The following is a 22,228-nucleotide window of genomic DNA, read 5'->3' as shown; positions in this document are numbered from 1 at the left end:
TCAAAAACATTCATTACGAATGCGTTGCCGCCTGTTGATCTGTGCATGATGAAGACGATACTTCGGGTGAACCTGAACCGTTCGACTGCGAACGGCTACAAGGGAGGACGCAGTGACCCTGTTGAACAATCACCGAACGCGGCGCAGACGTCTGGGAGTTGCCGCCACCGCGGCGGGCCTCCTGGCCGCGCTGCTCACGGCCGGTCCGGCGGTCGCGACCCCTGACCCCGGGGACTCGCCGGCCGCGTCGGAGAAGGTCTCCAAGAGCGCGGCGGCCGAGGCCCGGGCCGCGATAGCGAACGGCGAGATACCCGGGCAGGACGAGATCGTCCACTCGGACAACATCGAGCACCTCGCCAACATCCCCAAGGACACGCTGGCGGGCACCAATTCGGACCTGGCCTTCCAGGGCAAGTACGCGTTCGCCGGCAACTACGACGGCTTCCGCATCTTCGACATCAGCAACCCGAAGTCCCCGAAGACGGTCTCCCAGGTGCTCTGCCCGGGCTCGCAGAACGACATCACCGTCTCCGGCGACCTGCTCTTCCTCTCCACGGACTCCTCGCGCAGCGACAACTCCTGCAACAGCACCACGCAGCCCGCGACCGAGAAGTCCTCCTGGGAGGGCATGAAGGTCTTCGACATCAGCGACAAGAAGAACCCGAAGTACGTCGCGGCCGTCGAGACCGCCTGCGGTTCGCACACCCACACGCTGGTGCCGGAGCGCAAGAACGTCTACGTCTACGTCTCCTCGTACTCGCCCAGCGCCTCCTTCCCCGACTGCCAGCCGCCGCACGACGGCATCTCGGTCATCAAGGTGCCGCGCAAGGCCCCGCAGAAGGCGAAGATCGTCAACTTCCCCGTCCTGTTCCCCGGTTCGGGACCTGACGGCGGCGGCAACCCGGGCGGGCCCACCAACCCGGGCGTCTCCAAGACCACCGGCTGCCACGACATCACCGTGCTGCCCTCCAAGGACCTCGCGGCGGGCGCCTGCATGGGCGACGGCATCCTGTTCTCCATCAAGGACCCGGAGAACCCGAAGATCATCGACCAGGTCCAGGACAACGTGAACTTCGCGTTCTGGCACTCGGCGAGCTTCAACCAGAAGGCCAACAAGGTCGTCTTCACCGACGAGCTGGGCGGCGGCGGCGCGGCCACCTGCAACGAGGCCACCGGTCCGAACCGCGGTGCCGACGGCATCTACGACATCGTCGGCAAGGGCGACAAGCGCAAGCTCGTCTTCAAGAGCTACTTCAAGATCCCGCGCCACCAGGCCGACACCGAGAACTGCGTGGCCCACAACGGCTCGCTGATCCCGGTCAAGGGCAAGGACATCATGGTCCAGGCCTGGTACCAGGGCGGCGTCTCCGTCTGGGACTTCACCAACTCCTCGAAGCCCAAGGAGATCGCCTACTTCGAGCGCGGTCCGCTGAGCACCACGACCATGGTCACCGGTGGCTCCTGGTCCGCGTACTACTACAACGGTTACATCTACTCGAACGACATCGCCAAGGGCTTCGACGTTCTGAAGATCAACGACCGTCGTACGGACCCGGCGAAGTGGCTGCGGCTGCGTGAGCTGAACGTCCAGACCCAGCCGGACTACTTCGACTGACCGGACTGTTTCGGCTGATCGGCCAGTTCCGGCCGACCGGACCGGCTCCGGCCGACCCGACCGTTTCCGTCGGTCGGTCGGCCGGACTACTCCGGTCGGCCGGGCCGGTCGGTCTCGTTCGTCTCGCGGTTGTGCTCACGGCCCTGTTCGCGGCTGTCGGGAGCGAAGAACCGTGAGAGGTCCTCGTGGCAGGTCCCGTCGGGTGCCTCGGCGCCCGGCGGGGCACCCCGCTCCCAGTCGAGCCGGTAGCGCCGGAACAACTCGGCCCGCAGCGTCCGGAGCGGCATCGGGACCCCGGGCACCAGTGCCGCGTACACCGAACCCATCAGGAGCGCGCGCAGCATCGGGTAGTCGGTGGCGGCGTCCGCCGAGCCGTAGCGGGCCATGGTGTCGCTGAGCAGTTCCGCCAGGCGCTGCTGCTCCGGGCACTGCATGAACCCCTCGGCCTGAAGGATGCCCGCCATGTGCTGGCGCATCAGCATGGGGTGATCGCGGGCCAGGCCCAGGACGGCGTCGATGGCCCGCGCCATGCGCTCCCGACCGTCCTCCGTACGCGGCTCGCGCTCCAGCGCCTCCTCCAGCGTGCGGTGCATCAGCCGGTGCACCGCCGACTGTACGAGCTGGCGCTTGCCCGGGAAGTAGTACGAGACCAGGCCGCGGGCCGAGCCCGCCCGGTCCGCTATGTCGCCCAAGGTCGTGGCCTCGTACCCACGCTCGCTGACCAGCTCCAGGGCCGCCTGCAGAAGCCTCTCGCGGGAACGCCGCCGCAACTCTTCATTGACCGAGGGGCTGCGAGGGGACATCCTATGTACTCCTGCGTTGACTGGCTGCCAGCCAACTATACTCAGCGCATCCGGAGCGACCCCGTCAGGGATCTTCTCCGGACTGCCGTCCGCTCGGGGCGACGCGGGGGATCGTCCCGGGCGGACGGGAGGTACTGCCGCTTGCGCGCCGCCTGCGTGCCGTCCCGCACGGCCGTCCGGGCCTGACCAGCAGCTGTCGCCGAGCCGCTGCCCGCTCCTTACAGTGGGCTGGAGTGCCGAGGAGGCGTAGGACATGGATCAAGAGCAGATCCTGGCCAGGATCACGGCGATGGTCGACGACGAACGCAGGCTCCGTGACGCCGTCGCGTCCGGGCAGATCGACAACGCGACCGAACACGAGCGGCTCGGACAGCTGGAGCGCGAGCTCGACCAGTGCTGGGACCTGCTGCGCCAGCGGCGCGCGAAGTCCGAGTTCGGCGAGAACCCGGACGAGGCACACGTCCGTCCGTCGTCGCAGGTCGAGGGCTACCAGAGCTGACCGACCCGCCCGGCGGTCAGCCCGCCAGGTCCAGTACCGGCCGCAGCCCGTCCGGGCGCTCCGCGACCGGCAGGTGGTCGACGAAGTGCACCCCGCAGCCCAGGGCCGAGGCTCCGCCGTCCGCGCGCCGGTCGTCGCCGACCATCAGGGTGTCCCGCGGATCGGCCCCGAGCGCGTCGCAGGCGGTCGCGAACAGCCTTGGGTCCGGCTTCTGGATGCCGTGCTCGTACGACAGCACGTACGCGTCGATGTACGGGTCGAGGCCGTGCTCCCTGAACACCGGCCGCAGGTCCCAGCCGATGTTGCTGACCACGCCGACGGCGACACCGCGCTCGCGCAGCGCGCCCAGCACCTCGGCGGTGTCGGGGTACGGGCGCCAGGCGGCCGGCGCCATATGGCGGTCGTACAGCCTGTCGTGCAGGTCCGGATCGGGGAGCGTCACCTGACGGGAGACACCGGTGTACGCCGACCGGTGCAGCTCGGAACTCTGGTCGCGGATGCCCCAGATGGGGGCCACGTCGGCCGGTACCGGCGCTGACGGGTGAGCTCCGCCGGGCTGCGCACCCACGGCCTCCAGTTCCTTCGCCGCCCGGATCAACTCCGGCTCGGACAAGGACACTTGAGAGTCGGCCAGGACCGCGCGCAGCCAGGACTCGCTGGATTCGATTCGGCAGAGGGTTCCGGAGAAGTCGAACAACACGGCAGCCATGCGCGGGACTTTAGCCCGTGTGCGGTGCCACCTGACACATGACCGCTCCAAGCCCGGCATCCGATCGAGCACTGAACTCCCGTTGAGGTTCGGGGAGTTGCGGCCGGATGGCCGCAGGCAGCCGTACCTGGTGCCCCTCCACCGATTCGCGAGTACTGCCGAGAACCGAACGTGATCTCCGTGCGTGATAACGGAGAACGCGTTGGCATGCACACGAGGGCGGGGGAACGCGAGTGGGATTCACAGCACGCGCGAGAACGGCGGCACTGGCCGCCGCGGTGGCAGGGGCGCTGGTCACGGGGGTGGTATCGGCAGGCGGCCAGCCGGCGCAAGCCGTCGGCTCCGCCGCGCAGGACGGGACGAAGGCCCCGGCGAAGGCGAATGCGAAGCCTCCGGCGACCGTCACGCTGATCACCGGCGACCGCGTGGACGTCGGCGCCGACGGCCGGGTGGTTCGGCTCAAGCGCGGCAAGGGCCGCGAGGACATCGGCTTCTCCGTGCGGCGCGAGGCCGGCCACACGTACGTCGTCCCGCAGGACGCCCTGCGGCCGGTCGCCGACGGCGTGCTCGACCGGCGGCTCTTCGATGTCGCGCAGTTGGTCAAGGACAAGTACGACGACGCACACCGCACCACACTGCCGCTGATCGTCAGTTACCGGCAGGACGGGGCCAAGGCAAGGGCCGCAGCCGACGACCCGTTCGCGGGCGTGGCCGTCCGCGAACGCCGTGCGCTGCCCGCGGTCGACGGCGAGGCCTTCAAGGCGCCCAAGGCCGGTGCCCCGGCGCTGTGGGCGGCCGTCACAGGCCGCTCCGAGGCCCGTACGGCACGTGGTACCGCCGCGCTCGCGCGGCCCATCGCCCATGTCTGGCTGGACGCGAAGGTCAAGGCTTCCCTGGCCGAGAGCGTGCCGCAGATCGGTGCGCCGGTCATGTGGAAGTCGGGCTACACCGGCAAGGGCGTCAAGGTGGCGGTCCTGGACACGGGCGTGGACCAGACCCACCAGGACCTCGCGGGCGTCGAGATCGCGCAGAAGAACTTCTCCAGTTCGCCCGATTCCGAGGACCGCTACGGGCACGGTACGCACGTGGCCTCCATCGTCGCCGGGAGCGGTGCGAAGTCCGGTGGCCGCTACAAGGGCGTGGCGCCCGACGCCCGGCTGCTGGACGGGAAGGTCCTGGACGACGACGGCAACGGGGACAGCTCGACCGTCATCGCCGGCATGCAGTGGGCCGTCGACCAGGGCGCGAAGGTCGTCAACCTGAGTCTGGGCTCCCTCGACTCCCCGGGTGTCGACCCGAAGGAGGAGGCCATCGCCCAGCTCTCGGACAAGGCCCTGTTCGTGGTGGCCGCGGGCAACTCGGGCGACGGGCCCCGCACGCTCTGGTCGCCCGGCAGCGCCCCCGAGGCGCTCACCGTCGGCGCCGTGGACAAGGAGGACCAGCTCGCCAACTTCTCCAGCCGCGGCCCGAACCTCGACGGCACGCCCAAGCCGGACATCACAGGGCCCGGGGTGGACATCACCGCCGCCCTGAGCACGCAGAGCTCGGTCCCCCCGAGCGAGGACTACGTTTCGAACTCCGGTACGTCGATGGCCGCCCCGCACGTCGCGGGCGCCGCCGCCCTGGTGCTCCAGCAGCACCCGGACTGGAGCGGAGCCCGGCTCAAAGCGCTGCTGACCGGTTCGGCCGAGCCCAGCCCGCTGCTGAACGTCCACCAGCAGGGCGCCGGCCGCGTGGACCTGGCGCGCGCCGCCACGAGCCTGGTCGTCGCCGAGTCGGGCTCCGTCGACTTCGGCACGCACTCCTGGCCGCACACCGACGACGAGCCGGCCTCCAAGACCATCACCTACCGCAACTTCGGCACCCAGCCGGTCACCCTGCGGTTGAGTGCCTCCGGGACCGGCCCGGCGGGCGACCCCGCCGCGGCCGGCATGTTCACCGTCAAGGACGCCCAGCTCACCGTTCCGGCCGGCGGCACCGCGGAGACCACCGTCACCGCCGACACGCGAGAGGGCACCGTCGACGGCGTCTTCGGCGGCACCGTGCTGGCGTCGGGCGACGGCCAGGAGGTACGCACCGCTCTCATCGTCGAACGGGAGGTGGAGTCGTACGACGTCACGGTGCGGCACATCGACTCCGCCGGGGCGAACCCGGCCACCTACGCGACGATCATCACCCCCATGGGCGGGCTCGGCGATCGCAGGGAGCTCCCCTTCAGCGAGGACGGCACCGTGGTCCAGCGGCTGCCCAAGGGTTCCTACCAGCTGGAGAGCCTGGTCTTCGCCGAGGACAACGAGGTGGGCTTCTTCGTCCAGCCCGTGCTGAACGTCGGCGCGGACACCGCGGTCACCCTCGACGCGCGCGAGGCCAAGCCGTTCGCGGTGAAGGCCCCCGATCCGGCCGCGAAGCTCGTCACCTCCATCGTCGGGTACGACGACGAGGCCGCGGGCGTGTCCAACACCTGGTCCAGCAACGGCGTGCCGGCGATGCGCACCGCCGCCCTCGGACCGGCCTCCGACGCGATGCGGGCCCAGTTCAACGGGGTGTGGCAGGTGCCCGGCGCGGCCGGCAAGAACGTCGACTACCGGCTCGCCTTCAACCGCGAGGGCAGCTTCTTCACCGGCCTGAACCGCACCGTGACCCGGGCGGAGGTCGCCGAGGTGAAGCTCGGCTTCGGCGCCTCCGTCACCGGGGCCAAGGGCCTGGTCCACATCACGCCGCTGGACGAGCGCGGGATCAGCGTCGGCATACAGGACCCGCAGGAGCAGAACCTGCCGCGGACCACCACGCACTACCTCAGCGCGGAAGGTGTGCGCTGGTCCTGGAAGGCCGCGCAGCTCAACGCCGGTGGCGAGGAGCGCATCGTCCACACGAAGGAATGGGTGGCCTACAAGCCGGGCTCCAGCCACACGCTGAAGTTCAACACCGGTGTGGCAGGACCCGATCTCGCGGCCGGGAGCCCGGAGTTGCAGGGCGCCGAGCGGACCGGCGACTACCTCAGCGCCAGGATCCCGCTGTTCAACGACGGCAGCGGCAACCCGGGGTCCTCCGTCGTCACCAGCGGCTTCACCCGGCTGGAATCCGGCGGGCGGATCCTCGAAGAGGGCCCGCCCACGGAATGGATGACCACCGAGGTCCCCGCCGCCTCCGCCGCGTACCGCCTGACGGTCGAGGCGAGCCGCTCCGCCGAGGACACCTCCACCAGTACCAAGGTGACAGGGGTGTGGACGTTCACCTCGGCCCTGCCGACGTCGCAGCCCACGGCCAGGCTGCCGCTGTCGACGGTGCGGCTCGCGCCGAAGCTGAGCCTGAGCGGGACGGCTCCGGCAGGGAGCACGCTCACGGTGCCGCTGAAGCTGAGCGGCGCCGCCGCCACGGCCGGGCAGGTCGCCGCGCTGACCGTGAACGTCTCCTACGACGGCGGCCGGACCTGGAAGCCGCTCACCGTGACGACCGATGCGAAGGGGGCGCGCTCGGTGACCGTCAAGCACCCGGCGACCGCCAAGGCCGTGTCCTTCCGGGTGGACCTGAAGGACAAGGGCGGCAACACCATGCGCGAGACGATCACCAACGCCTATCGGCTCGCCCCGTGAAGTGACCCCACGACGGTGACCGTTGCCCGGCACCGCTGAACCCTCCGGCCTGGTCCCCGCACCTGCGGGCACCAGGCCGGAGCCAGTTGCTGGCTACGGCTGCTGTCCGTGGTTGCCGTCTACGGCGAGATCTTCCGTTCGTCGGCCTTGAGACGGAGACCGCGGAGCGCCCAGAGTCCGTACGCGGCAAACAGCGGTTTGACGAGCACCCACTCGCCAGGCCGGTAGTCATCCGCACGCACCAGTTTCTCCGCGAGATCAGGGCGCTGCCGCCGCAGGTACGCCCGGGCCTTGAGCGCGTGGGCCGGCTGCGAGGCGATCTTGATGTGGTCGACGTTCTCAAGCAGTGGGATCACGTTCGTGATGTTCTCCCATGTCGTCGTGCTCCGGTCCTCGAGGAGCACCGTGCCGTCGAACCCGAGCACCGACTTCGCGTAGTCGGCCATCAACCTGGCCTCCGAAGCGCCACCGCTGGGCGCGCCACCACTGAAGATCACGCGGGTGCCGTGCGCGCTGTCGGTGGCGATGGAGCGAATGCCGGCTCGGACCCGCCATCGGTTGATGACGTTCGCCGTCGCCTGGGGGTTTTGGAAACCCAGTACGACCACGGCTTCGGCGGGGCCCTCGCTGTTCCCCACGAGAGTTCGGGACCAGCGCCAGTTCAACCACTCGCCCCAGGCCAGAGCCGCAACCCCAGCCATCGCCAGTCCTGTCCGTCGCCGCATCCGGCGACTCTAGGGCACCTCGGCATCGGCCGGGACGGAACCGGCCGCGCCGCAGACGACGCGGACGTCCCCGTCACCGGCGATTCCGTCCAACCCCCGGCCGCCGTGGGGTGGTTCAGGTCAGTGGGGCCGGAGCCCGGGTGCCGTAGAAGGTGGCGGCCGGCCAACCGTGGGACTCGGCAAGCTCGTTGAGCAGGTTCGCGATCTCGATCGGGGTGATGACGTTCTCCGTCGGCGTGTCCATTACCGAGACGCTGAAGGTCAGCGTCATGTACGCGTCGATGGGGCCGATGCTGTAGTCGGCACTGAACTTGGTGCCGCTCGGAAAGTCGGCCGACGACGACTCGGCCGCGGTCGCTGCATCGGGCTCGGCCGCCTGCGCGGACCCGGCGGCACCGATGACCGCGCCCGCCGCGGTGGTCCCCGAGTACCCCAGCAGCGAACGTCTCGAAATGCTGGACAAGTTGCCCCCTCTACGCGGCTCTGCCGGGTGTCTCCCGAAGCCGTGTTCGATCGTATGCACGGTTCTGGGGCCGGTGGGGCTGAACAGTTTCGTCCGCAAGTGGAGGCCGCAGGACGGGGCGACGCCGCTGTCAGCGCAGCTCGGCGGTCCCCTGGAACCTCGTGTACGACGCCACCGCGAGCGCCACCGCCAGCACGCCGAGCAGCCAGCCGCCGAGCACATCGGTCGACCAGTGCACGCCGAGCCAGATACGGGTGAGGCCGACACCGAGGACGGACACGACGGAGAGGGTGAGCGCGATACGCCACAGGACGCGTCCGGCGCCGTACAGATGCAGGAGCCACAGCATCAGCCCGCACACGACCGTGGCCGTCATGGCGTGGCCGGAGGGGTAGGCCGCGAAGTGGGCGGAGTCCACGGGGTCGGGCCAGACCGGGCGCTTCCGGTCGACGGCCGCCTTGAGCCCCTGCTGGAGGAGTGTGCCGAGCACACATGTGGCCGTCAGCCACAGTGCGAGCCACCATGCCGAGTGGTGCAGGACCAGCCAGAGCACGGCGACGGCGCACACGGCACGCATCGTCCAGGGGTCCCACACCCAGTCGGTGAGGATGCGGAACGTCTGTGTCGTGTCGGGGTCGTCGACCGCCCAGCGGTGGGTGGTGCGGGCGATGTCGCCGTCGAGGGCGATGAGCGGGTCCCAGGACATCGCGACCAGGACGAGCAACAGTACGGACGGAAGGGCGACAGCCGCCGCTACACGTACGGCGATCCCGGGACCAGGAGCGTGGGGCGGCGAGTCGACGGGTGGGGAGTGCATACCCCGATCCTCGCCGACCGGTGGGGTCGAAGGCGAACCCGGGGTCCCTGAGGCACCGCGAGACGGCTAACCGAGCGCCCGCAGACCCGGCACGAAGGTCACCAGGACCGGGATCACCGGCACCAGCGCGGCGGTCGCCGTGAGCCGCAGCCGACGGGCGGGCGGGAGGCGGTCCGGGGGAGTGAGCAGCCGGTGGACGCGCTGCGGAACATGGGCCTGCGGCGTGGGGCAGGGGCCGAACACGCCCCGGTCCTCGTTGAGTTCGACCAGCGCGAGGGCGGTCGTCAGCCGGCCGAAGCGGCGCGAGGCCATGTCGTCCGCGGCGAGTTCGACCAGCCGGTGCATCTCGTCGCGGAACGCCGCGAACACCGGGACCTGCGGAAAGCCGTTGGCCAGCGCGGCCGAGGAGTGCAGCAGCCAGTCGTGCCGGGCCTGCGCGTGGCCCTGCTCGTGGGCGAGCACCGCGTCCAATTGCCGTCCCTTGAGGCGGCGCAACGCGGCCGTGGTGATGACCAGTTGGGGCGCCGCCCCCGGCAGCCACCAGGCGTCGGGACGCTCGCCCTCAAGGACGACCAGTCGATCGCTGCCGGGCTCCTCGCCTGGCAACGCCGGGGCACGTACGAGGAGTTCGGCCCGCCGACGGCGGCGCCGGGTCCTGGCCCGGGTGATCTCGCGGGCCAGCATCGCGGCGCTCCAGACACCGCCGAGCGCGAGTGCCACCGCGGTCGTCGCGGCCCAGGGACCCCCGGCGAGCGCGTAGCTCTCCACGACCGCATGCGGGGCGGGGGCGAAGACATGACCGCGGACGGCCTGCCAGGCGCCCGCCGCACTGAGCGTCATCGACAGGGCGCAGCACAGCAGAATGGCCATCACCACGCACTGCCACACCCACAGGGCGACCACTGGTTCGCGGTCCTGCCAGTCCGTCCGGGCGAGCAGCCGCGGAGCGAGGACGGCGGCCAGGGCGCCGAGCAGCAGCAGTGCCGCGGGGACCATCATGGCTGCAGCCTATGAGCGGGGCACCGCCGACGGATACGGGCTGCCGAGGCAAGTGACGTACACCACGGTTTCGTAAAGCGGGCCCGGGGCCCGGGAGATGCCCGTTCGGAGCGCGAGATGCGCCGGTCCGGAACGTGAGAAGTGCCGGTTCAGAGTGTGAGAAGCATGGCCAGCATCCCGATGCCCATCGAGAGGCGGCACGCCCGCGCCAGCTCCAGCCGGTCGCCCCACCCGGCGGCATGGACACCCCCTCCGGATCCTGGTCCGGGCCAAGCCCCGGGTTCAGGTCCCGTGACGGCGACCGGCATCAGCCGTGTGCCGGTCCACAGCACATACGCGGTGAAGTAGGCGAGGAGCACCCCCGTCAGTGCGGGAACCCCGGCGTGAGCCCCGCTCGCCATCACCGCCGCCATGTAGGCCATCGCGAACGCGCCCACCAGATGGTGCAGATGGTGGGCGCTGCTCCGCGCCGCCCACAGGGCGCGCAGCGCGGCGGCCCCGAACACCGCCGCGTAGGCGACCCAGGCCCAGCGCGGAGGCGCGAGCGCCGCCGCGGGCACGGCCATCGCGGCCATCCCGAACCCCATCAGCGCCTCACCGCCCGCGGTGCGGCGCTGCTCCTCGACCCTGCTGCGCATCCGCAGCAGACAGTAGGCCCCGGTCGCCGCGCACAACGCGACGAGCAGCCAGCCGGGTGACGCAGGACCGTGCACCGCGCACCTCCCCGCTCGACGGTGTCGAACAGTCCGCTCGAAGAGATGCCCGGACAGGGCGGAGCGCAAGCGAGCGCAAGGGTGTACACGGGGGAGCGTGCGGGAGTGCGGTCATCCTTCAGTATCTTTCACGAGTAAAACACCTGCTAACCTTATTGCCATGAGCAGTGCCGCACTCAGCCCCACCCCCGCACGCCGACTGCCCCTCGCCGGAGTCCTGCGCGTCGGCCGCCCCTCCGACATCTGGTTCAAGCCCGCGCTGAGCGTGGTCGTCGCGGTCGGCGTGCCGAACCTGACGCTGCTGGCGCTCGGCCGGCTGGACCTCGCGATGTACACGATGGCCGGGTCGCTCTGCGCGCTCTACGCCCACAACCTGCCGTACGCGGCCCGCGCCCGGGCCCTCGCCTGGGTCGTGCTCGGCATGCTCGCCTCGGTAGCGGTCGCCCTGGTCACGGCGTCGCTCACGTCCTCCGCCGTGGTCCTCGTCGCCGTCGGCGCGCTGCTCGCCGCCGCCCAGAAGGCGCTGTGCGACGCGACCCGCATCGGCCCGCCCGGACCGGTGATCTTCGCCTTCATCAGCTCGGCCTCCCTCTTCGCCCCGCAGACGCTCGGCCAGGTCCCCGGCCATCTCGCCCTCGCCGCCGCGGCGGGCGCCTGGGCGTGGCTCGTCGGCATGGCCCCCGGCCTCGTACGACCGCACGGGCCGGAGCGCCGGGCCACCGCGCGAGCCCTGAACGCGGCAGCCGCGTACGCCGAGATGTTCGTCGAGACGTCCGCTTCCGCCGCCGAGTCCGCGGAGACGTCGGCCACAGCTTCCGCCGGACGCGACCGCGCCAGGGCGGCCGGGGCCGCCGCCGTGCACGCCGCCTGGCAGTCGCTGTTCGCCACCGGCGCCCGATCGGAGCCCCGGCGCGCCCTCGAACGGCTCGTAGTACGGGCCGAGATCGCGCTCGCCGCACCCGCCGACACGGACGCCGGGCGGCTGCGCTCCTGGGCGCGCGACCTGCGCGGAACGGGCCCCGTGCCGAGCGTGGAGTCGGCGTCGGCGGCCGACGAACTCCTCGGCGTGGACGCCGAACGGGCCGTAGGCAGGCGCCCGTTGGCCGACAGGCTCGGCCCGCTCCTGCCCCTCGCCATGCGCACCGCGCTCGGCTGTGCCCTCGCCGGTTATGTGTCGCTCGCGCTCGGCGTCGGCCGCCCGTACTGGGCCATCGTCACCGCCGCCTCGCTCTACCAAGCGAACATCACGCTGACCTGGAGCCGCGGAGTGCAGCGCGTCGTCGGCAACCTCGTCGGCGTCCTCCTCTTCGCGGCCGTCGCCCCGCTCGCCCACCTGGGCCCCGCCGCCCTCGTCCTGTGCTGCCTCGCCTTCAACTTCGGCGCGGAGGCCCTGATCAGCCGCAACTACTGGCTCGGCAGCATCTGCGTGACCCCGATGGCGCTGCTGATCACCGAGTTCACGGGCTTCCAGCGGCCCGGCGAGCTGATGACGGACCGGATCGTGGACACGGTCGTCGGCGCGCTGGTCGGCTTCGCCGCGGCGGTCGTGGTCACCAACCGGCGGGCCGGAGACCGCATCGAGAACGCCCTCGACACGGTGGAACGCGCCCGCGAGCACACCGCGCGACTGATCGCCGCCGAGCGACCCGGCCCCGGCGCCCTGGAGGCGGCCCGCCGCGGGCTGGCCTCGGCGCTCGTCGAACTGCGCGCCACGGCAGACGCGGCCGCGGGCGAGTGGTGGCAGCGCGCCGTGCCGACGGAGCGGGTGCTGCTGGCCGAGCGCACCGGACACCGTACGCTCGCGACTGCGGTACGACGGCAGGGACTGCACGTTCTGGAGGGAAAACGGGCATGACGGCAGCGAACGGGCGGACGGCGGGCGGAGGGGGCGCGGTCCATGGAGGGGCGGCCGGGAGGACGGCCGCGGGAGACACCCTCGCCGCGGTGGTACGGCAGTGGCAGACGGTCCACCCCGGCCTCGACACCGGCCCCATGGAGATCATCGGCCGTATCAACCGCTGTGCCGCGCTCCTCCAGCAGGCCGAGGACGCGCCCCTGCGGCACGCGGGCCTCACCCGGCCCGAGTTCGACCTCCTCGGCGCCCTGCGCCGCACCGGCCTCGAACTGACCCCCGGCGAGCTGGCCCGCGAGACCTTCTCCTCCGGCGCCGCCGTCACCAAGCGGCTCAAGCAGCTGACCGAGCGCGGCCTGGTCGAGCGCCGGGGCGACACCCGCGACCGACGCGTCGCCCATGTGCGCCTCACCGACGCCGGACGCGACCTCGTCGACTCCATCCTGCCCGAGCAGCTCTCGTACGAGACCGCGGTGCTGTCCGGGGTCGACGGCGCCGAGCAGCGGGAACTCGCCGCGCTGCTGGGCGAGTTGCTGGTCCAGCTGGAGGGCAGGCTGCGCACCCCGCGCGGCTGACGTCCCACCGCCGACGGCGTCGAGCCCCGATCGCTTCCGACTCCCGCCGGCGCCCTGTCCCTCGTCCGGCTCCCTAGCCCTCGTCGGCCGCCCGGTAGATGCCGAACACCGCGCCCTGCGGGTCCCGGAGCACCGCGATACGCGGGCCCTCGGGGACCGCCGTGGGCTCCATGAGGACACCGCCGCCCGCCTGCGTACTCGCCTCTGCGGTGGCCTCCAGGTCCTCGACGGCGAAGTACGGCAGCCAGTGCGAGGGCACCTCGTGGGGGAACTTGTCGCCCATCTCCACCATGCCGCCGAAGTCGGCGCCGTCGATGCCCCACTGCGTGTAGTGCTCCGAGGCGTTGACGGTCCAGCCGAACACCGTTGTGTAGAAGGCCGTGACCAGGCCGGGGGTACGCGTCATCAGCTCGACCCAGCCGAGTGCGCCGGGGGCGTTGAACAGCCCGGCACCGGCGAAGGAGCGCGCCTGCCAGAGCTGGAACACCGCGCCGCCCGGGTCGGCCACCACCGCGAAACGGCCCAGGTCGAAGACGTCCATCGGCTCCAGGACGACCGAGCCGCCCGCGTCCTGTACCGCCCGCACGGTGGTGTCCACGTCGGGCACCGCGAACGACACGTTCCAGGCGACCGGCTGCGACTCCTGGAACAGCGGGGTCAGGGCGGCCACCGCCGCGTCGCCGAGGTGCGCGAGCGTGTAGCCGCCCGCCTCCGCGCGCGGATCCGTCTCCGGACGCCAGCCGAAGACATCGGCGTAGAACCGCTTGGCCGCCTCCAGGTCACTGGTCCCCAGCTCGGTCCAGCAGGGCCCGCCGGGCACCGGCTTGTCCAGTTTCATGGCCGACCTTCTTTCCGGCTTTCCGACTTTGAGCACGTCAGGAGCGCGACGAGCTCCTCCTGGCACGCTAGTCCCGGCCACCCGCCCCGGCGAGCCGACGGAAAACCACATGGCGGGACCCCTCGGTGAGGCGTACTCTCGCCCGCGTACCGCACCTCATGGCGGCCTCCTCATGTACCCGACCCGGAGGTCTCCGCATGCCCGCGCTCACGGTGCGTCCCTTCCACCGCGACGACCGCGACCAGCTCACCGAACTCGTCAACGCGCATGTCGCCGCTGTCGTCCCCGGTGTCTCCGTCTCCGTGAACACCGTGCTCAGCGGTATGACACGGCAGCCGGACGAGTTCATCACCGACCCGTGGGTGGCCGAGCGGATCACGCTCGTCGCCGAGCAGCGCCGGTACGTGGTGGCCGGCGCGCATCTCCTGCGCTACCGAGCCGACACCGAGGTCGGTGAGAGCTTCCGGGACGCCGGCGCGATCGACTGGTTCGTCTGCCATCCGCCCGCCTCGTTCTGGCCGGACTCCGACCAGGCATCCGATCTGCTGATGGCTGCCTGTCTGGCCCAGCTGGCCCGCTGGAACGTACGCCTCCGCTACGCCGACGGATCCCTGCCCGCGCCCGTCGTCTACGGACTGCCACGGCCCTGGCCGCACATCCGTGCCGCCTACGAACGGGCCGGGTTCCGGCACACGGGCGACACCGAGGTCATCCTGATCGCCGACGTGGCGGATCTGCCGTCGTTCACACCTCTGCCGGGAGTCTCCGTCGACCGCACGCTCGGCGAGTGCGGCACCCGTTTCACGGCTCACGCCGACGGGCGCGTACTCGGCTTCATCGAGATCGACACCGCCCTGGACCGCCCCGAACGTCACGCACGCAGCGGCGGACTCGCCGACATCGGCAACCTCCACATCGAGCACCCGGTGGACGGCCTGGAGAACTGGCTCCTCGCCCAGGCCGCCCACTGGCTGCGGCTCTCGGGCGTACGGAGGCTCTTCGCGTACGAGGCCACCGGCGCCGTGGAAGCGATCAGCCGGCTGACGGGCGCCGGGTTCCACGAGCTGACGCGCACGGATCGCGGGTGGGAGCACCTTCCGTAGGACACCTCCAGGGCACCCTCACACGCCACCGCGCCGCCCGGCCGGCACCGGCGCGGTGCTCGACCGCACGACGAGTTCGGTGGCCAACTCCACCCGGGGCGAGTCGAGTTCCTCGCCCCGGGTGAGCTTCAGGACCGTACGGACCGCGAGTTTGCCCATCTCGGCGAGGGGCTGGCGGACCGTGGTGAGCGGCGGAGCCGACCAGCGGACTTCCGGAAGGTCGTCGAAACCGACCACGCTCATGTCCTCCGGGACGCGAAGGCCCCGTCGGCGCAGTGCCTCGACCGCGCCCATCGCCATCTGGTCGCTCGCCGCGAAGAGCGCCGTGGGCGGTTCGGCGAGGTCGAGGAGGGCGTTGCAGCCCGTGAAGCCGGACTCCTGGTAGAAGTCGCCGGGCACGATCAGCGACGCGTCGACGGCGATCCCGGCACGGTCCAGGGCCGCGCGGTAGCCGTCGAGACGGGCCCGCGAGCAGAGCAGCCGGGGCGGACCCGCGACGAACCCGATCCTGCGATGGCCGAGCCGCAGCAGGTGCTCGGTGGCGGCCATCCCGCCCGCCCAGTTCGTCGCCCCGACCGTCGGCACGTCCAGCGCGGGGGAGCCCGCCGGGTCGATCACCACGAGGGGCACGCCGAGGCGGCGCAGTTCCTCGTGCAGCACCGGTTCCAGGACGGAGGTGACCAGGACGACGCCGTCCGAGGCACGCGCCCGCAGGTTCGTCATCCACTGGCGCGCGTCGCCCGAGCGGTTGTGGATCGCCGAGACGACCGTGCCGATGCCCGCCGCGTGCGCCACCTCCTCCACACCGCGGATGATCTCCACGGCCCAGGGGCTGTCGAGGTCGTTGAAGACCAGGTCGAGCAGCGCGGCGCGGGTGCGGGAAGTGGCGGCCGGCCGTCTGCGGTAGCCGTGCCGGTGCAGCAGGTCCTCCACCCGGGCCCGGGTCCCGGGCGCCACGTCCGACCGGCCGTTGACCACCCGCGACACGGTCGGTACGGAGACACCGGCCTCCCGGGCGATCTCCGTGATGGTGACCTTGCCCCGACGCTTCCGCATCGCCTTCTCCCCGGCGTGCCCCTCGGTCAACTGCCCCACCTCCGTTGACGGTTACCACGCACGCCTCTACCGTTCCGGACGCACTCTCGAAACTTTGCAGAAGTCTTCCGGAAATTCCGGGATCGACGTGAAGCCATCATGAGAGGGACGTCCATGAAGCTCCAGAGCTTACGCAGAGCCGCGTCGGTGACCCTGGCCGCGGCGTCGCTCGTGATCGGGGGAGCCGTCTCCGGTCACACGGCCGACGGGTCGGGGCGCACCGAGGGTTCAGGACAGACCGACGGCTCGGGCCGACAGGCCGCCGCCGCGCCCGTGTTGCGGGACCTCGCCGCCGCCAAGGGCATCTACTACGGGACGGCCGTCACGGCCTCCAAGCTGACCGGCACGTACGGCACGATCGTCGGCGAGCAGTTCGACTCGATCACGCCGGGCAACGAGATGAAGTGGGGTTCGGTCGAACCGACCCGCGGCAGCTTCAACTGGTCCGGCGCCGACGCCGTCGTGAACTACGCCGAGGCGCACGCCCAGAAGGTCCGCGGACACACCCTGGTCTGGCACAGCCAACTGCCGAACTGGGTCAGCAACGGCAGCTGGACCGCCGACACCCTGCGCACCGTCATGACCGACCACATCGCCACCGAGGCGGGCCGCTACAAGGACCGCATCGACCACTGGGACGTGGTCAACGAGCCGTTCAACGAGGACGGCACCCGCCGCCAGTCGGTCTTCCAGGCGGCGATCGGCGACTCGTACATCGCCGACGCGCTGCGGGCGGCCCGCGCCGCCGACCCGGCCGCGAAGCTGTACGTCAACGACTACAACGTCGAGGGCGTCAACGCGAAGAGCACCGCTCTCTACAACCTGGTCAAGTCCCTCAGGGAGCAGGGCGTTCCGATCGACGGCGTCGGACTGCAGGCCCATCTGATCCTCGGCCAGGTGCCGTCGACACTGCAGGCCAACATCCAGCGCTTCGCCGACCTCGGCGTGGACGTAGCGATCACCGAGCTCGACATCCGCACGACGGTCCCGCCGACCAGTGCCCAACTCGCCCAGCAGAAGGCCGAGTACAAGGCCGTCACCGCCGCCTGCGTCGCCGTGGCGCGCTGCGAGGGCGTCACCGTCTGGGGCTTCACCGACTCCGACTCCTGGATCCCCGACGTGTTCCCCGGCTACGGCGCGGCGACCCCGTACGACGAGAACTTCCAGCCGAAGCCCGCCTTTTACGGCATCGCCGAGGCGCTGGGCTGGACCGACGGCGGCACGAATCCGCCGGCGGGCGCCTGCGCGGTCACGTACGCCGTGCAGAGCCAGTGGAACACCGGCTTCACCGCGCAGGTGACCGTCAGGAACACGAGCACCGCTGCCGTCAACGGCTGGACACTGGCGTGGAGTTGGCCCGCCGGGCAGAGCGTGACGCAGGCCTGGAACGCCACCGTCACCCAGTCGGGCTCCGCGGTCTCCGCGGCCAACGCCACGTACAACGCGGCGATCGCGCCCGGTGCGTCGGTCACCTTCGGCTTCAACGGCTCCTGGTCCGGCGGCAATACCGCACCCACCGCCTTCACCCTCAACGGAACGGCCTGCACGGTGTCCTAGGAGGCGGGGGGACGCGGGTTGTCGAGTCCCTGCGTACCGGGTGCCGGCGGGACCTGCCCGTCGGCACCCGTCGTCAGGTGAACTGCCCTGATCTGGTGGGGAGTTGAGCGGACGACGCGGTGGCGGACACCGTGGCGTTCACGTCCACTCCTCCGACCGGGCGGAGTGCCCGCGGCGGTACGGCATCCTGGTCGCGGAGGCTGGGGGCCGTACCGTCCCACCAGTCGGCGTTGCCGTCCTCGATACAGCGCAGAAGGACCCCTTCGCGCAGCGCCCAGGGGCAGAGGATCATCTCGTCGACGCCCATCAGCTTCATCGTGGTGTGCGCGACGATCGCCCCGGCCAGGGACTGACCGGCGCGCGCGGGGGAGATGCCCGGCAGGAGTGCACGATCGGCGGCGGGCAGCACCGACAGCCGCTCGACGGCCACGCGGAGGTCGGTCCGGGTGATGCCGCGCGGGGTGAAGGGCCCCGACCGCCCCGGGGCCGCGCCGCACAGCCGGCCCAGCTGCTGGAGCGTGCGCGAGGTGGCGACCGTCGTACGGGGCGCCTCCCAGCGGATACGGGCCGCGACGTCACGCAGCTGGTGGCGTACGTGCCGGCGCAGCAGCTTGCCCCGGCGGAGCGACGGCGGGTCCTGGCCGCGGAAGAACTCACGGGTCAGCCGGCCGGCCCCCAGCGGCAGCGAGATCGCGAAGTCCGGCAGCTTGCTCCGGCCGAACGCCACCTCCAGCGTGCCGCCCCCGATGTCCAGCATGGCCAGCGGCCCCGCGCGCCAGCCCATCCAGCGCCGCGCCGCCAGGAAGGTCAGCTCCGCCTCGACCTCGCCGGGCAGCACATGCAGCGGCACTCCCGCCTCCGCGGTGACCCGATCCAGGATCTCGGGGCGGTTCGGGGCGTCCCGCACGATCGCCGTGGCGAAGGCGAAAGGCTGGGTCACCCCCCACCGCCTGCCTTCCACCCGGGCCTCCGCCACCGCCTCCACCAGCCGGTTCACCTGGTCCTTCGGCAGATGACCACCCCGCTCGACATGGTCGGAGAGCCTCAGCCGACGCTTGGCCGTGTGCACGGGGAGCGGAACGGCTCCGTCCGTCTCGGCGATGACGAGTCTTACCGTGTTCGAGCCGACGTCCAGTACACCCATACGCATCCCCTCCCCGTACCCCTGGCGCCCCTTGGCACACCGCCGCGGGAACCCCGGTGAGGCTCTGTTTGGGATGTTATGGGTGGGTACTATGCCTTTATGGACACCTTCGGTAGGGAGATAGCCATTCCTCACGAAGTCGTGGCCGGTTCGGCACCCTTCGTGGTCGGGCTTCTGATCACGGCGATGCTGGTCGTCGCGGTGTGGTGGGGGATGCGGGTGCGTGCCCGTGAACCCGGTCCGCCGCGCCCCGAGGATCATCCCCATCTGCCCGCGGGCGGGGCGGTCCACGAGGTCAGCGAGATGCGCGAGCCCGACGAGATGCCGCACAACGGCACGGTCCTCACCCCGCACGAGCTGCACGGCAACGTCTCCTCGCGCCGCGCCAAGGACCAGACACGACCGATCTGGGGCCGCAACAGCAGCGGCGGCTTCGGCAGCGGCGGGCTCGGCCACCACTGAGGGGGCCCGGGCACCGCTCAGTGGTTCGGGCATTGGGGCGTACGGGCCCTGAGGCGGCCGGGTTCCGTTCCGGCGCCCTTACGCCCGCCCCGGCAGCTCGCACACGACGATCCCCTTCTCCAGCAGGCTGCCCAGGATCAGCATGCCGTCGTGCTCGTACACGCCGGTCACCATCCGGTAGCCCGCCCGGCGGCGCCTGAGGTCGTGGCGGACCCGGCCGCCCGGGCCGATGCCCAGCACGCGGGTGGCCGGGCGAGGGCGGATCGGCAGGGGCCGAACCGCTCGCCACGCCGCTCGTCGTACGCCCCCGGGCGCCCGGCGCAGCCAGTCGAGGGGCCGCGGGCGCGGGCCCGCCAGCGCGATCCACACGGTGCCGTCCATGCCGCGGGAGAGGCTGCCCGGGAAACCGGGGAGGTTCTCGACCAGGGTGTCGCGCTGTCCGGCCCGCGGCCCGGACAGCCACAGCCTGGTGAGGCGGTACGCGCCGGTCTCGGCCACGGCGACCCAGGACTCGTCCTCGGCCAGCACGACTCCGTTCGCGAAGTCGAGACCGTCCAGCAGGACCTCGGGCTCGCCACCACCGGGCGGGAGCCGCAGCAGCCGTCCCGTCGCCGTCCGCTCCATCAGCTCGCCGAGCCACTCCTGAAGCCCGAAACGCCTGCTGGAGGCCGTGAAGTACACCGTGCCGTCCGCCCCCGCGGCCACGCTGCTGCAGAACCTCAACGGCTCACCCGCCACACGGTCGGCCAGAACCTCGACGCTCCCTCCGGACCCGGACCCGGACCCGGACCCGGACCCGGACCCGGACCCGGACCCGGTGTCGGCCTCCGGCGTGACCCGCAGCAGCCCGCGCTCCGCGTCGCACACCAACAGCCGCCCGTCCGGCAGGACTTCGAGCCCCAGCGGACGCCCTCCGGTCCGCGCGATCTCCTCCACATGGACGGGACCGCGCGGCGGAACGCGGAGGATGCGGCCGTCGGCCACGCCCGTGATCACGCGGCCTTCACGGTCGACGACGACATCCTCGGGACCCGTGCCACCGAGGGGGATCGGACGAAGGGGCGGCAGGACGCCGGGCCCCGCGGTGCGGGCTGTCACGGAGAGTCGCGGTGTCATGAGGAGCGTTCTGCCCGGATAAGGCGCCAAAACTCCTCGGCGCGTCCATGCGCCCTCGTCGACACGCCCTTGTCCATGGGCTCCGAGGACCCCCAGGACCACGGGATCACGCGCTCGCCGCCGCTCCCGCCGGCGCCCGGTCCGGTCGGGGGCAGCACGGCCGATCTGCAGTCAGCGGCTCCGCAAAGCCTTGATCAGCTCGTCCTTCGACATCGACGAGCGGCCCTCGACGCCGACCTTCTTCGCCTGCTCGTACAGATCCTGCTTCGACCGGTCCTCGTACGAACCGCTCCTGCCGCCCTTGCGCGAGGAGGACTTCGGACTGTTGGCGATCCGGGCCGCCTTCTCCTTGCCCGCGCCCTCGCGGCGCAGCGCCTGGTAGGTGCTCTCGTCCTTGATCTGCGGCCTGGGCATGGGTTCCTTCCCTCTCCACGTCCGGGGACTGGACCATCGCGGGCGGCCACTCCTGGCGCCGCCCTGCGGGCACGTTTCGGGTACCCCCGACCGGCCACTCGGAACACATGACGCACATCGGATACACGATGATGACCGAGCAGGCGGGCCCCCGTGACCTGGTACAACACGTGGTGGCCGCCGAACGGGCCGGATTCGACTTCTCCGTCACGTCCGACCACTACTTCCCCTGGCTGGAGGAGCAGGGGCACGCCCCGTACGCGTGGAGCGTCCTCGGCGCCGCGGCGCAGGCCACCTCCACGATCCCCCTCATGACGTACGTGACCTGTCCGACGACCCGCTACCACCCGGCGGTCGTCGCCCAGAAGGCCGCCACCACGCAACTGCTCGCCGAGGGCCGCTTCCGGCTCGGACTCGGGTCCGGCGAGAACCTCAACGAACACGTGGTGGGCGGCGGCTGGCCCGCCGCGCACATACGCCTGGAGATGCTGGAAGAGGCCGTGGAGATCATCCGCGCGCTCTTCGACGGCAAGAACGTCAACCACCAGGGCCCGCACTTCGACGTGGAGAACGCCCGGCTCTTCGACCTGCCGGACGAGCCGACCCCGATCGGAATCGCCGTCTCCGGCGAGCGTTCCTGCGCCCTCGCGGGCCGGCTGGCCGACCTGGTGATCGCCACCGAGCCGAAGGCCGAACTGGTCGACTCCTTCGAACGGCACGGCGGCAGCGGCAAGCCCAAGGTGGGCCAACTGCCCGTCTGCTACGACCCCGACAAGGACGCGGCGCTCCGGCGGGCCCACGAACAGTTCCGCTGGTCGCTCGGCGGCTGGCCGGTCAACTCCGAACTGCCCGGCCCGACGGGCTTCGACACGGCCACCCGGCACATCCGGCCCGAGGACGTCGCGGAGTCGATCCCGTGCGGCGACGACGTCGACACCTTCGTCGAGGCCGTACGCCCCTACGTCACCGCCGGTTTCACCGAGATCGCCCTGGTCCAGGTCGGCGGCGACCACCAACTCCCCTTCCTGGACTGGGCCGAGAAGAAACTACTCCCCGCGCTGAAGGAGCTGTGAAGGACCGCCGAGGGGTCTCTCAAGCTCCCGAAGGGACCTCCGGACGGCCGACCGAAGGGAAGA

Annotated in this window: 21 protein-coding genes; 9 read left to right on the top strand and 12 right to left on the bottom strand. The window is 71.3% G+C overall.

From position 1 onward, the window contains the following. Positions 1 to 112 precede the first annotated feature (112 nt). Positions 113 to 1,615, top strand: coding sequence for an LVIVD repeat-containing protein (locus ACN20J_RS07845; RefSeq protein ID WP_189842231.1), 1,503 nt, complete (start codon positions 113 to 115; stop codon positions 1,613 to 1,615). A gap of 86 nt (positions 1,616 to 1,701) precedes the next feature. On the opposite strand, the gene ACN20J_RS07840 is transcribed toward ACN20J_RS07845, so the two are convergent. Beyond that, complete coding sequence (locus ACN20J_RS07840; RefSeq protein ID WP_189842230.1) at positions 1,702 to 2,418, bottom strand: TetR/AcrR family transcriptional regulator; 717 nt, start codon at positions 2,416 to 2,418, stop codon at positions 1,702 to 1,704. 253 nt (positions 2,419 to 2,671) lie between these two features. Here ACN20J_RS07840 and ACN20J_RS07835 point away from each other — a divergent pair, with 253 nt between their 5' ends. Next, positions 2,672 to 2,917 (top strand): DUF2630 family protein, encoded by a 246-nt coding sequence (locus ACN20J_RS07835; RefSeq protein WP_189842229.1) that lies wholly within the window; start codon positions 2,672 to 2,674, stop codon positions 2,915 to 2,917. Between the two features lie 16 nt (positions 2,918 to 2,933). Here ACN20J_RS07835 and ACN20J_RS07830 read toward each other — a convergent pair whose 3' ends face one another. Further along, positions 2,934 to 3,626 (bottom strand): HAD family hydrolase, encoded by a 693-nt coding sequence (locus ACN20J_RS07830; RefSeq protein WP_419665585.1) that lies wholly within the window; start codon positions 3,624 to 3,626, stop codon positions 2,934 to 2,936. 233 nt (positions 3,627 to 3,859) lie between these two features. Here ACN20J_RS07830 and ACN20J_RS07825 point away from each other — a divergent pair, with 233 nt between their 5' ends. After that, positions 3,860 to 7,219, top strand: coding sequence for a S8 family serine peptidase (locus ACN20J_RS07825; protein WP_419665584.1), 3,360 nt, complete (start codon positions 3,860 to 3,862; stop codon positions 7,217 to 7,219). Between the two features lie 119 nt (positions 7,220 to 7,338). Here the strand turns inward: ACN20J_RS07825 and ACN20J_RS07820 are convergent, their stop codons facing one another. The 5 genes from ACN20J_RS07820 to ACN20J_RS07800 form a co-directional block, all read right to left on the bottom strand. Beyond that, the gene (locus ACN20J_RS07820; RefSeq protein WP_190228732.1) at positions 7,339 to 7,944 is read right to left on the bottom strand and encodes a YdcF family protein; all 606 of its coding nucleotides are present in this window, start codon (positions 7,942 to 7,944) and stop codon (positions 7,339 to 7,341) included. A 115-nt stretch (positions 7,945 to 8,059) separates the two neighbouring features. Next, positions 8,060 to 8,407: a hypothetical protein gene (locus ACN20J_RS07815; protein WP_419665583.1), complete on the bottom strand. Its 348-nt coding sequence runs from the start codon at positions 8,405 to 8,407 to the stop codon at positions 8,060 to 8,062. A gap of 130 nt (positions 8,408 to 8,537) precedes the next feature. Beyond that, positions 8,538 to 9,224 (bottom strand): phosphatase PAP2 family protein, encoded by a 687-nt coding sequence (locus tag ACN20J_RS07810; protein ID WP_189842224.1) that lies wholly within the window; start codon positions 9,222 to 9,224, stop codon positions 8,538 to 8,540. Positions 9,225 to 9,290: 66 nt separating this feature from the next. Further along, entirely contained in the window at positions 9,291 to 10,223 is a 933-nt protein-coding gene (locus ACN20J_RS07805; protein WP_359841627.1) for a M56 family metallopeptidase, read from the bottom strand. 149 nt (positions 10,224 to 10,372) lie between these two features. Further along, complete coding sequence (locus ACN20J_RS07800) at positions 10,373 to 10,936, bottom strand: DUF5134 domain-containing protein (RefSeq protein ID WP_189842222.1); 564 nt, start codon at positions 10,934 to 10,936, stop codon at positions 10,373 to 10,375. Between the two features lie 160 nt (positions 10,937 to 11,096). Between ACN20J_RS07800 and ACN20J_RS07795 the strand changes: the two genes are divergently transcribed. After that, positions 11,097 to 12,791 (top strand): FUSC family protein, encoded by a 1,695-nt coding sequence (locus tag ACN20J_RS07795; protein WP_419665582.1) that lies wholly within the window; start codon positions 11,097 to 11,099, stop codon positions 12,789 to 12,791. After that, positions 12,788 to 13,363: a MarR family winged helix-turn-helix transcriptional regulator gene (locus ACN20J_RS07790; protein WP_190228728.1), complete on the top strand. Its 576-nt coding sequence runs from the start codon at positions 12,788 to 12,790 to the stop codon at positions 13,361 to 13,363. The genes ACN20J_RS07795 and ACN20J_RS07790 overlap by 4 nt, the downstream gene beginning before the upstream one ends. 73 nt (positions 13,364 to 13,436) lie before the next feature. On the opposite strand, the gene ACN20J_RS07785 is transcribed toward ACN20J_RS07790, so the two are convergent. Continuing rightward, complete coding sequence (locus ACN20J_RS07785; RefSeq protein ID WP_419665581.1) at positions 13,437 to 14,201, bottom strand: VOC family protein; 765 nt, start codon at positions 14,199 to 14,201, stop codon at positions 13,437 to 13,439. 197 nt (positions 14,202 to 14,398) lie between these two features. Here ACN20J_RS07785 and ACN20J_RS07780 point away from each other — a divergent pair, with 197 nt between their 5' ends. Beyond that, on the top strand, positions 14,399 to 15,304 hold the full coding sequence (locus tag ACN20J_RS07780) for an N-acetyltransferase (RefSeq protein WP_189842218.1): 906 nt from the start codon (positions 14,399 to 14,401) through the stop codon (positions 15,302 to 15,304). An 18-nt stretch (positions 15,305 to 15,322) separates the two neighbouring features. Here ACN20J_RS07780 and ACN20J_RS07775 read toward each other — a convergent pair whose 3' ends face one another. Further along, entirely contained in the window at positions 15,323 to 16,360 is a 1,038-nt protein-coding gene (locus ACN20J_RS07775; RefSeq protein ID WP_189842217.1) for a LacI family DNA-binding transcriptional regulator, read from the bottom strand. Positions 16,361 to 16,513: 153 nt separating this feature from the next. On the opposite strand from ACN20J_RS07775, the gene ACN20J_RS07770 reads away from it, so the two are divergent. Further along, positions 16,514 to 17,956: an endo-1,4-beta-xylanase gene (locus ACN20J_RS07770; protein WP_189842216.1), complete on the top strand. Its 1,443-nt coding sequence runs from the start codon at positions 16,514 to 16,516 to the stop codon at positions 17,954 to 17,956. A 73-nt stretch (positions 17,957 to 18,029) separates the two neighbouring features. Here the strand turns inward: ACN20J_RS07770 and ACN20J_RS07765 are convergent, their stop codons facing one another. Further along, complete coding sequence (locus ACN20J_RS07765; RefSeq protein WP_189842215.1) at positions 18,030 to 19,106, bottom strand: Ppx/GppA phosphatase family protein; 1,077 nt, start codon at positions 19,104 to 19,106, stop codon at positions 18,030 to 18,032. 93 nt (positions 19,107 to 19,199) lie between these two features. On the opposite strand from ACN20J_RS07765, the gene ACN20J_RS07760 reads away from it, so the two are divergent. After that, positions 19,200 to 19,562 carry a DUF6479 family protein gene (locus tag ACN20J_RS07760; RefSeq protein WP_189842214.1) on the top strand — a complete coding sequence of 121 codons (363 nt, stop codon included), beginning with the start codon at positions 19,200 to 19,202 and terminating at the stop codon, positions 19,560 to 19,562. Between the two features lie 78 nt (positions 19,563 to 19,640). On the opposite strand, the gene ACN20J_RS07755 is transcribed toward ACN20J_RS07760, so the two are convergent. Both ACN20J_RS07755 and ACN20J_RS07750 read right to left on the bottom strand, forming a co-directional pair. Continuing rightward, on the bottom strand, positions 19,641 to 20,678 hold the full coding sequence (locus tag ACN20J_RS07755; RefSeq protein WP_419665580.1) for an SMP-30/gluconolactonase/LRE family protein: 1,038 nt from the start codon (positions 20,676 to 20,678) through the stop codon (positions 19,641 to 19,643). Positions 20,679 to 20,849: 171 nt separating this feature from the next. Next, entirely contained in the window at positions 20,850 to 21,092 is a 243-nt protein-coding gene (locus ACN20J_RS07750) for a DUF7218 family protein (protein WP_189842212.1), read from the bottom strand. A 107-nt stretch (positions 21,093 to 21,199) separates the two neighbouring features. Between ACN20J_RS07750 and ACN20J_RS07745 the strand changes: the two genes are divergently transcribed. Then, positions 21,200 to 22,165, top strand: coding sequence for an LLM class F420-dependent oxidoreductase (locus ACN20J_RS07745; RefSeq protein ID WP_419665579.1), 966 nt, complete (start codon positions 21,200 to 21,202; stop codon positions 22,163 to 22,165). The last annotated feature ends 63 nt before the right edge of the window (positions 22,166 to 22,228 follow it).

Origin of the sequence: Streptomyces sp. 2-1 (assembly GCF_048564895.1) — a bacterium.
Taxonomy (GTDB): domain Bacteria; phylum Actinomycetota; class Actinomycetes; order Streptomycetales; family Streptomycetaceae; genus Streptomyces; species Streptomyces phaeochromogenes.
The sequence above is the reverse complement of the archived record's forward strand: the minus strand, read 5'-3'. Positions and strand labels throughout refer to the sequence as shown.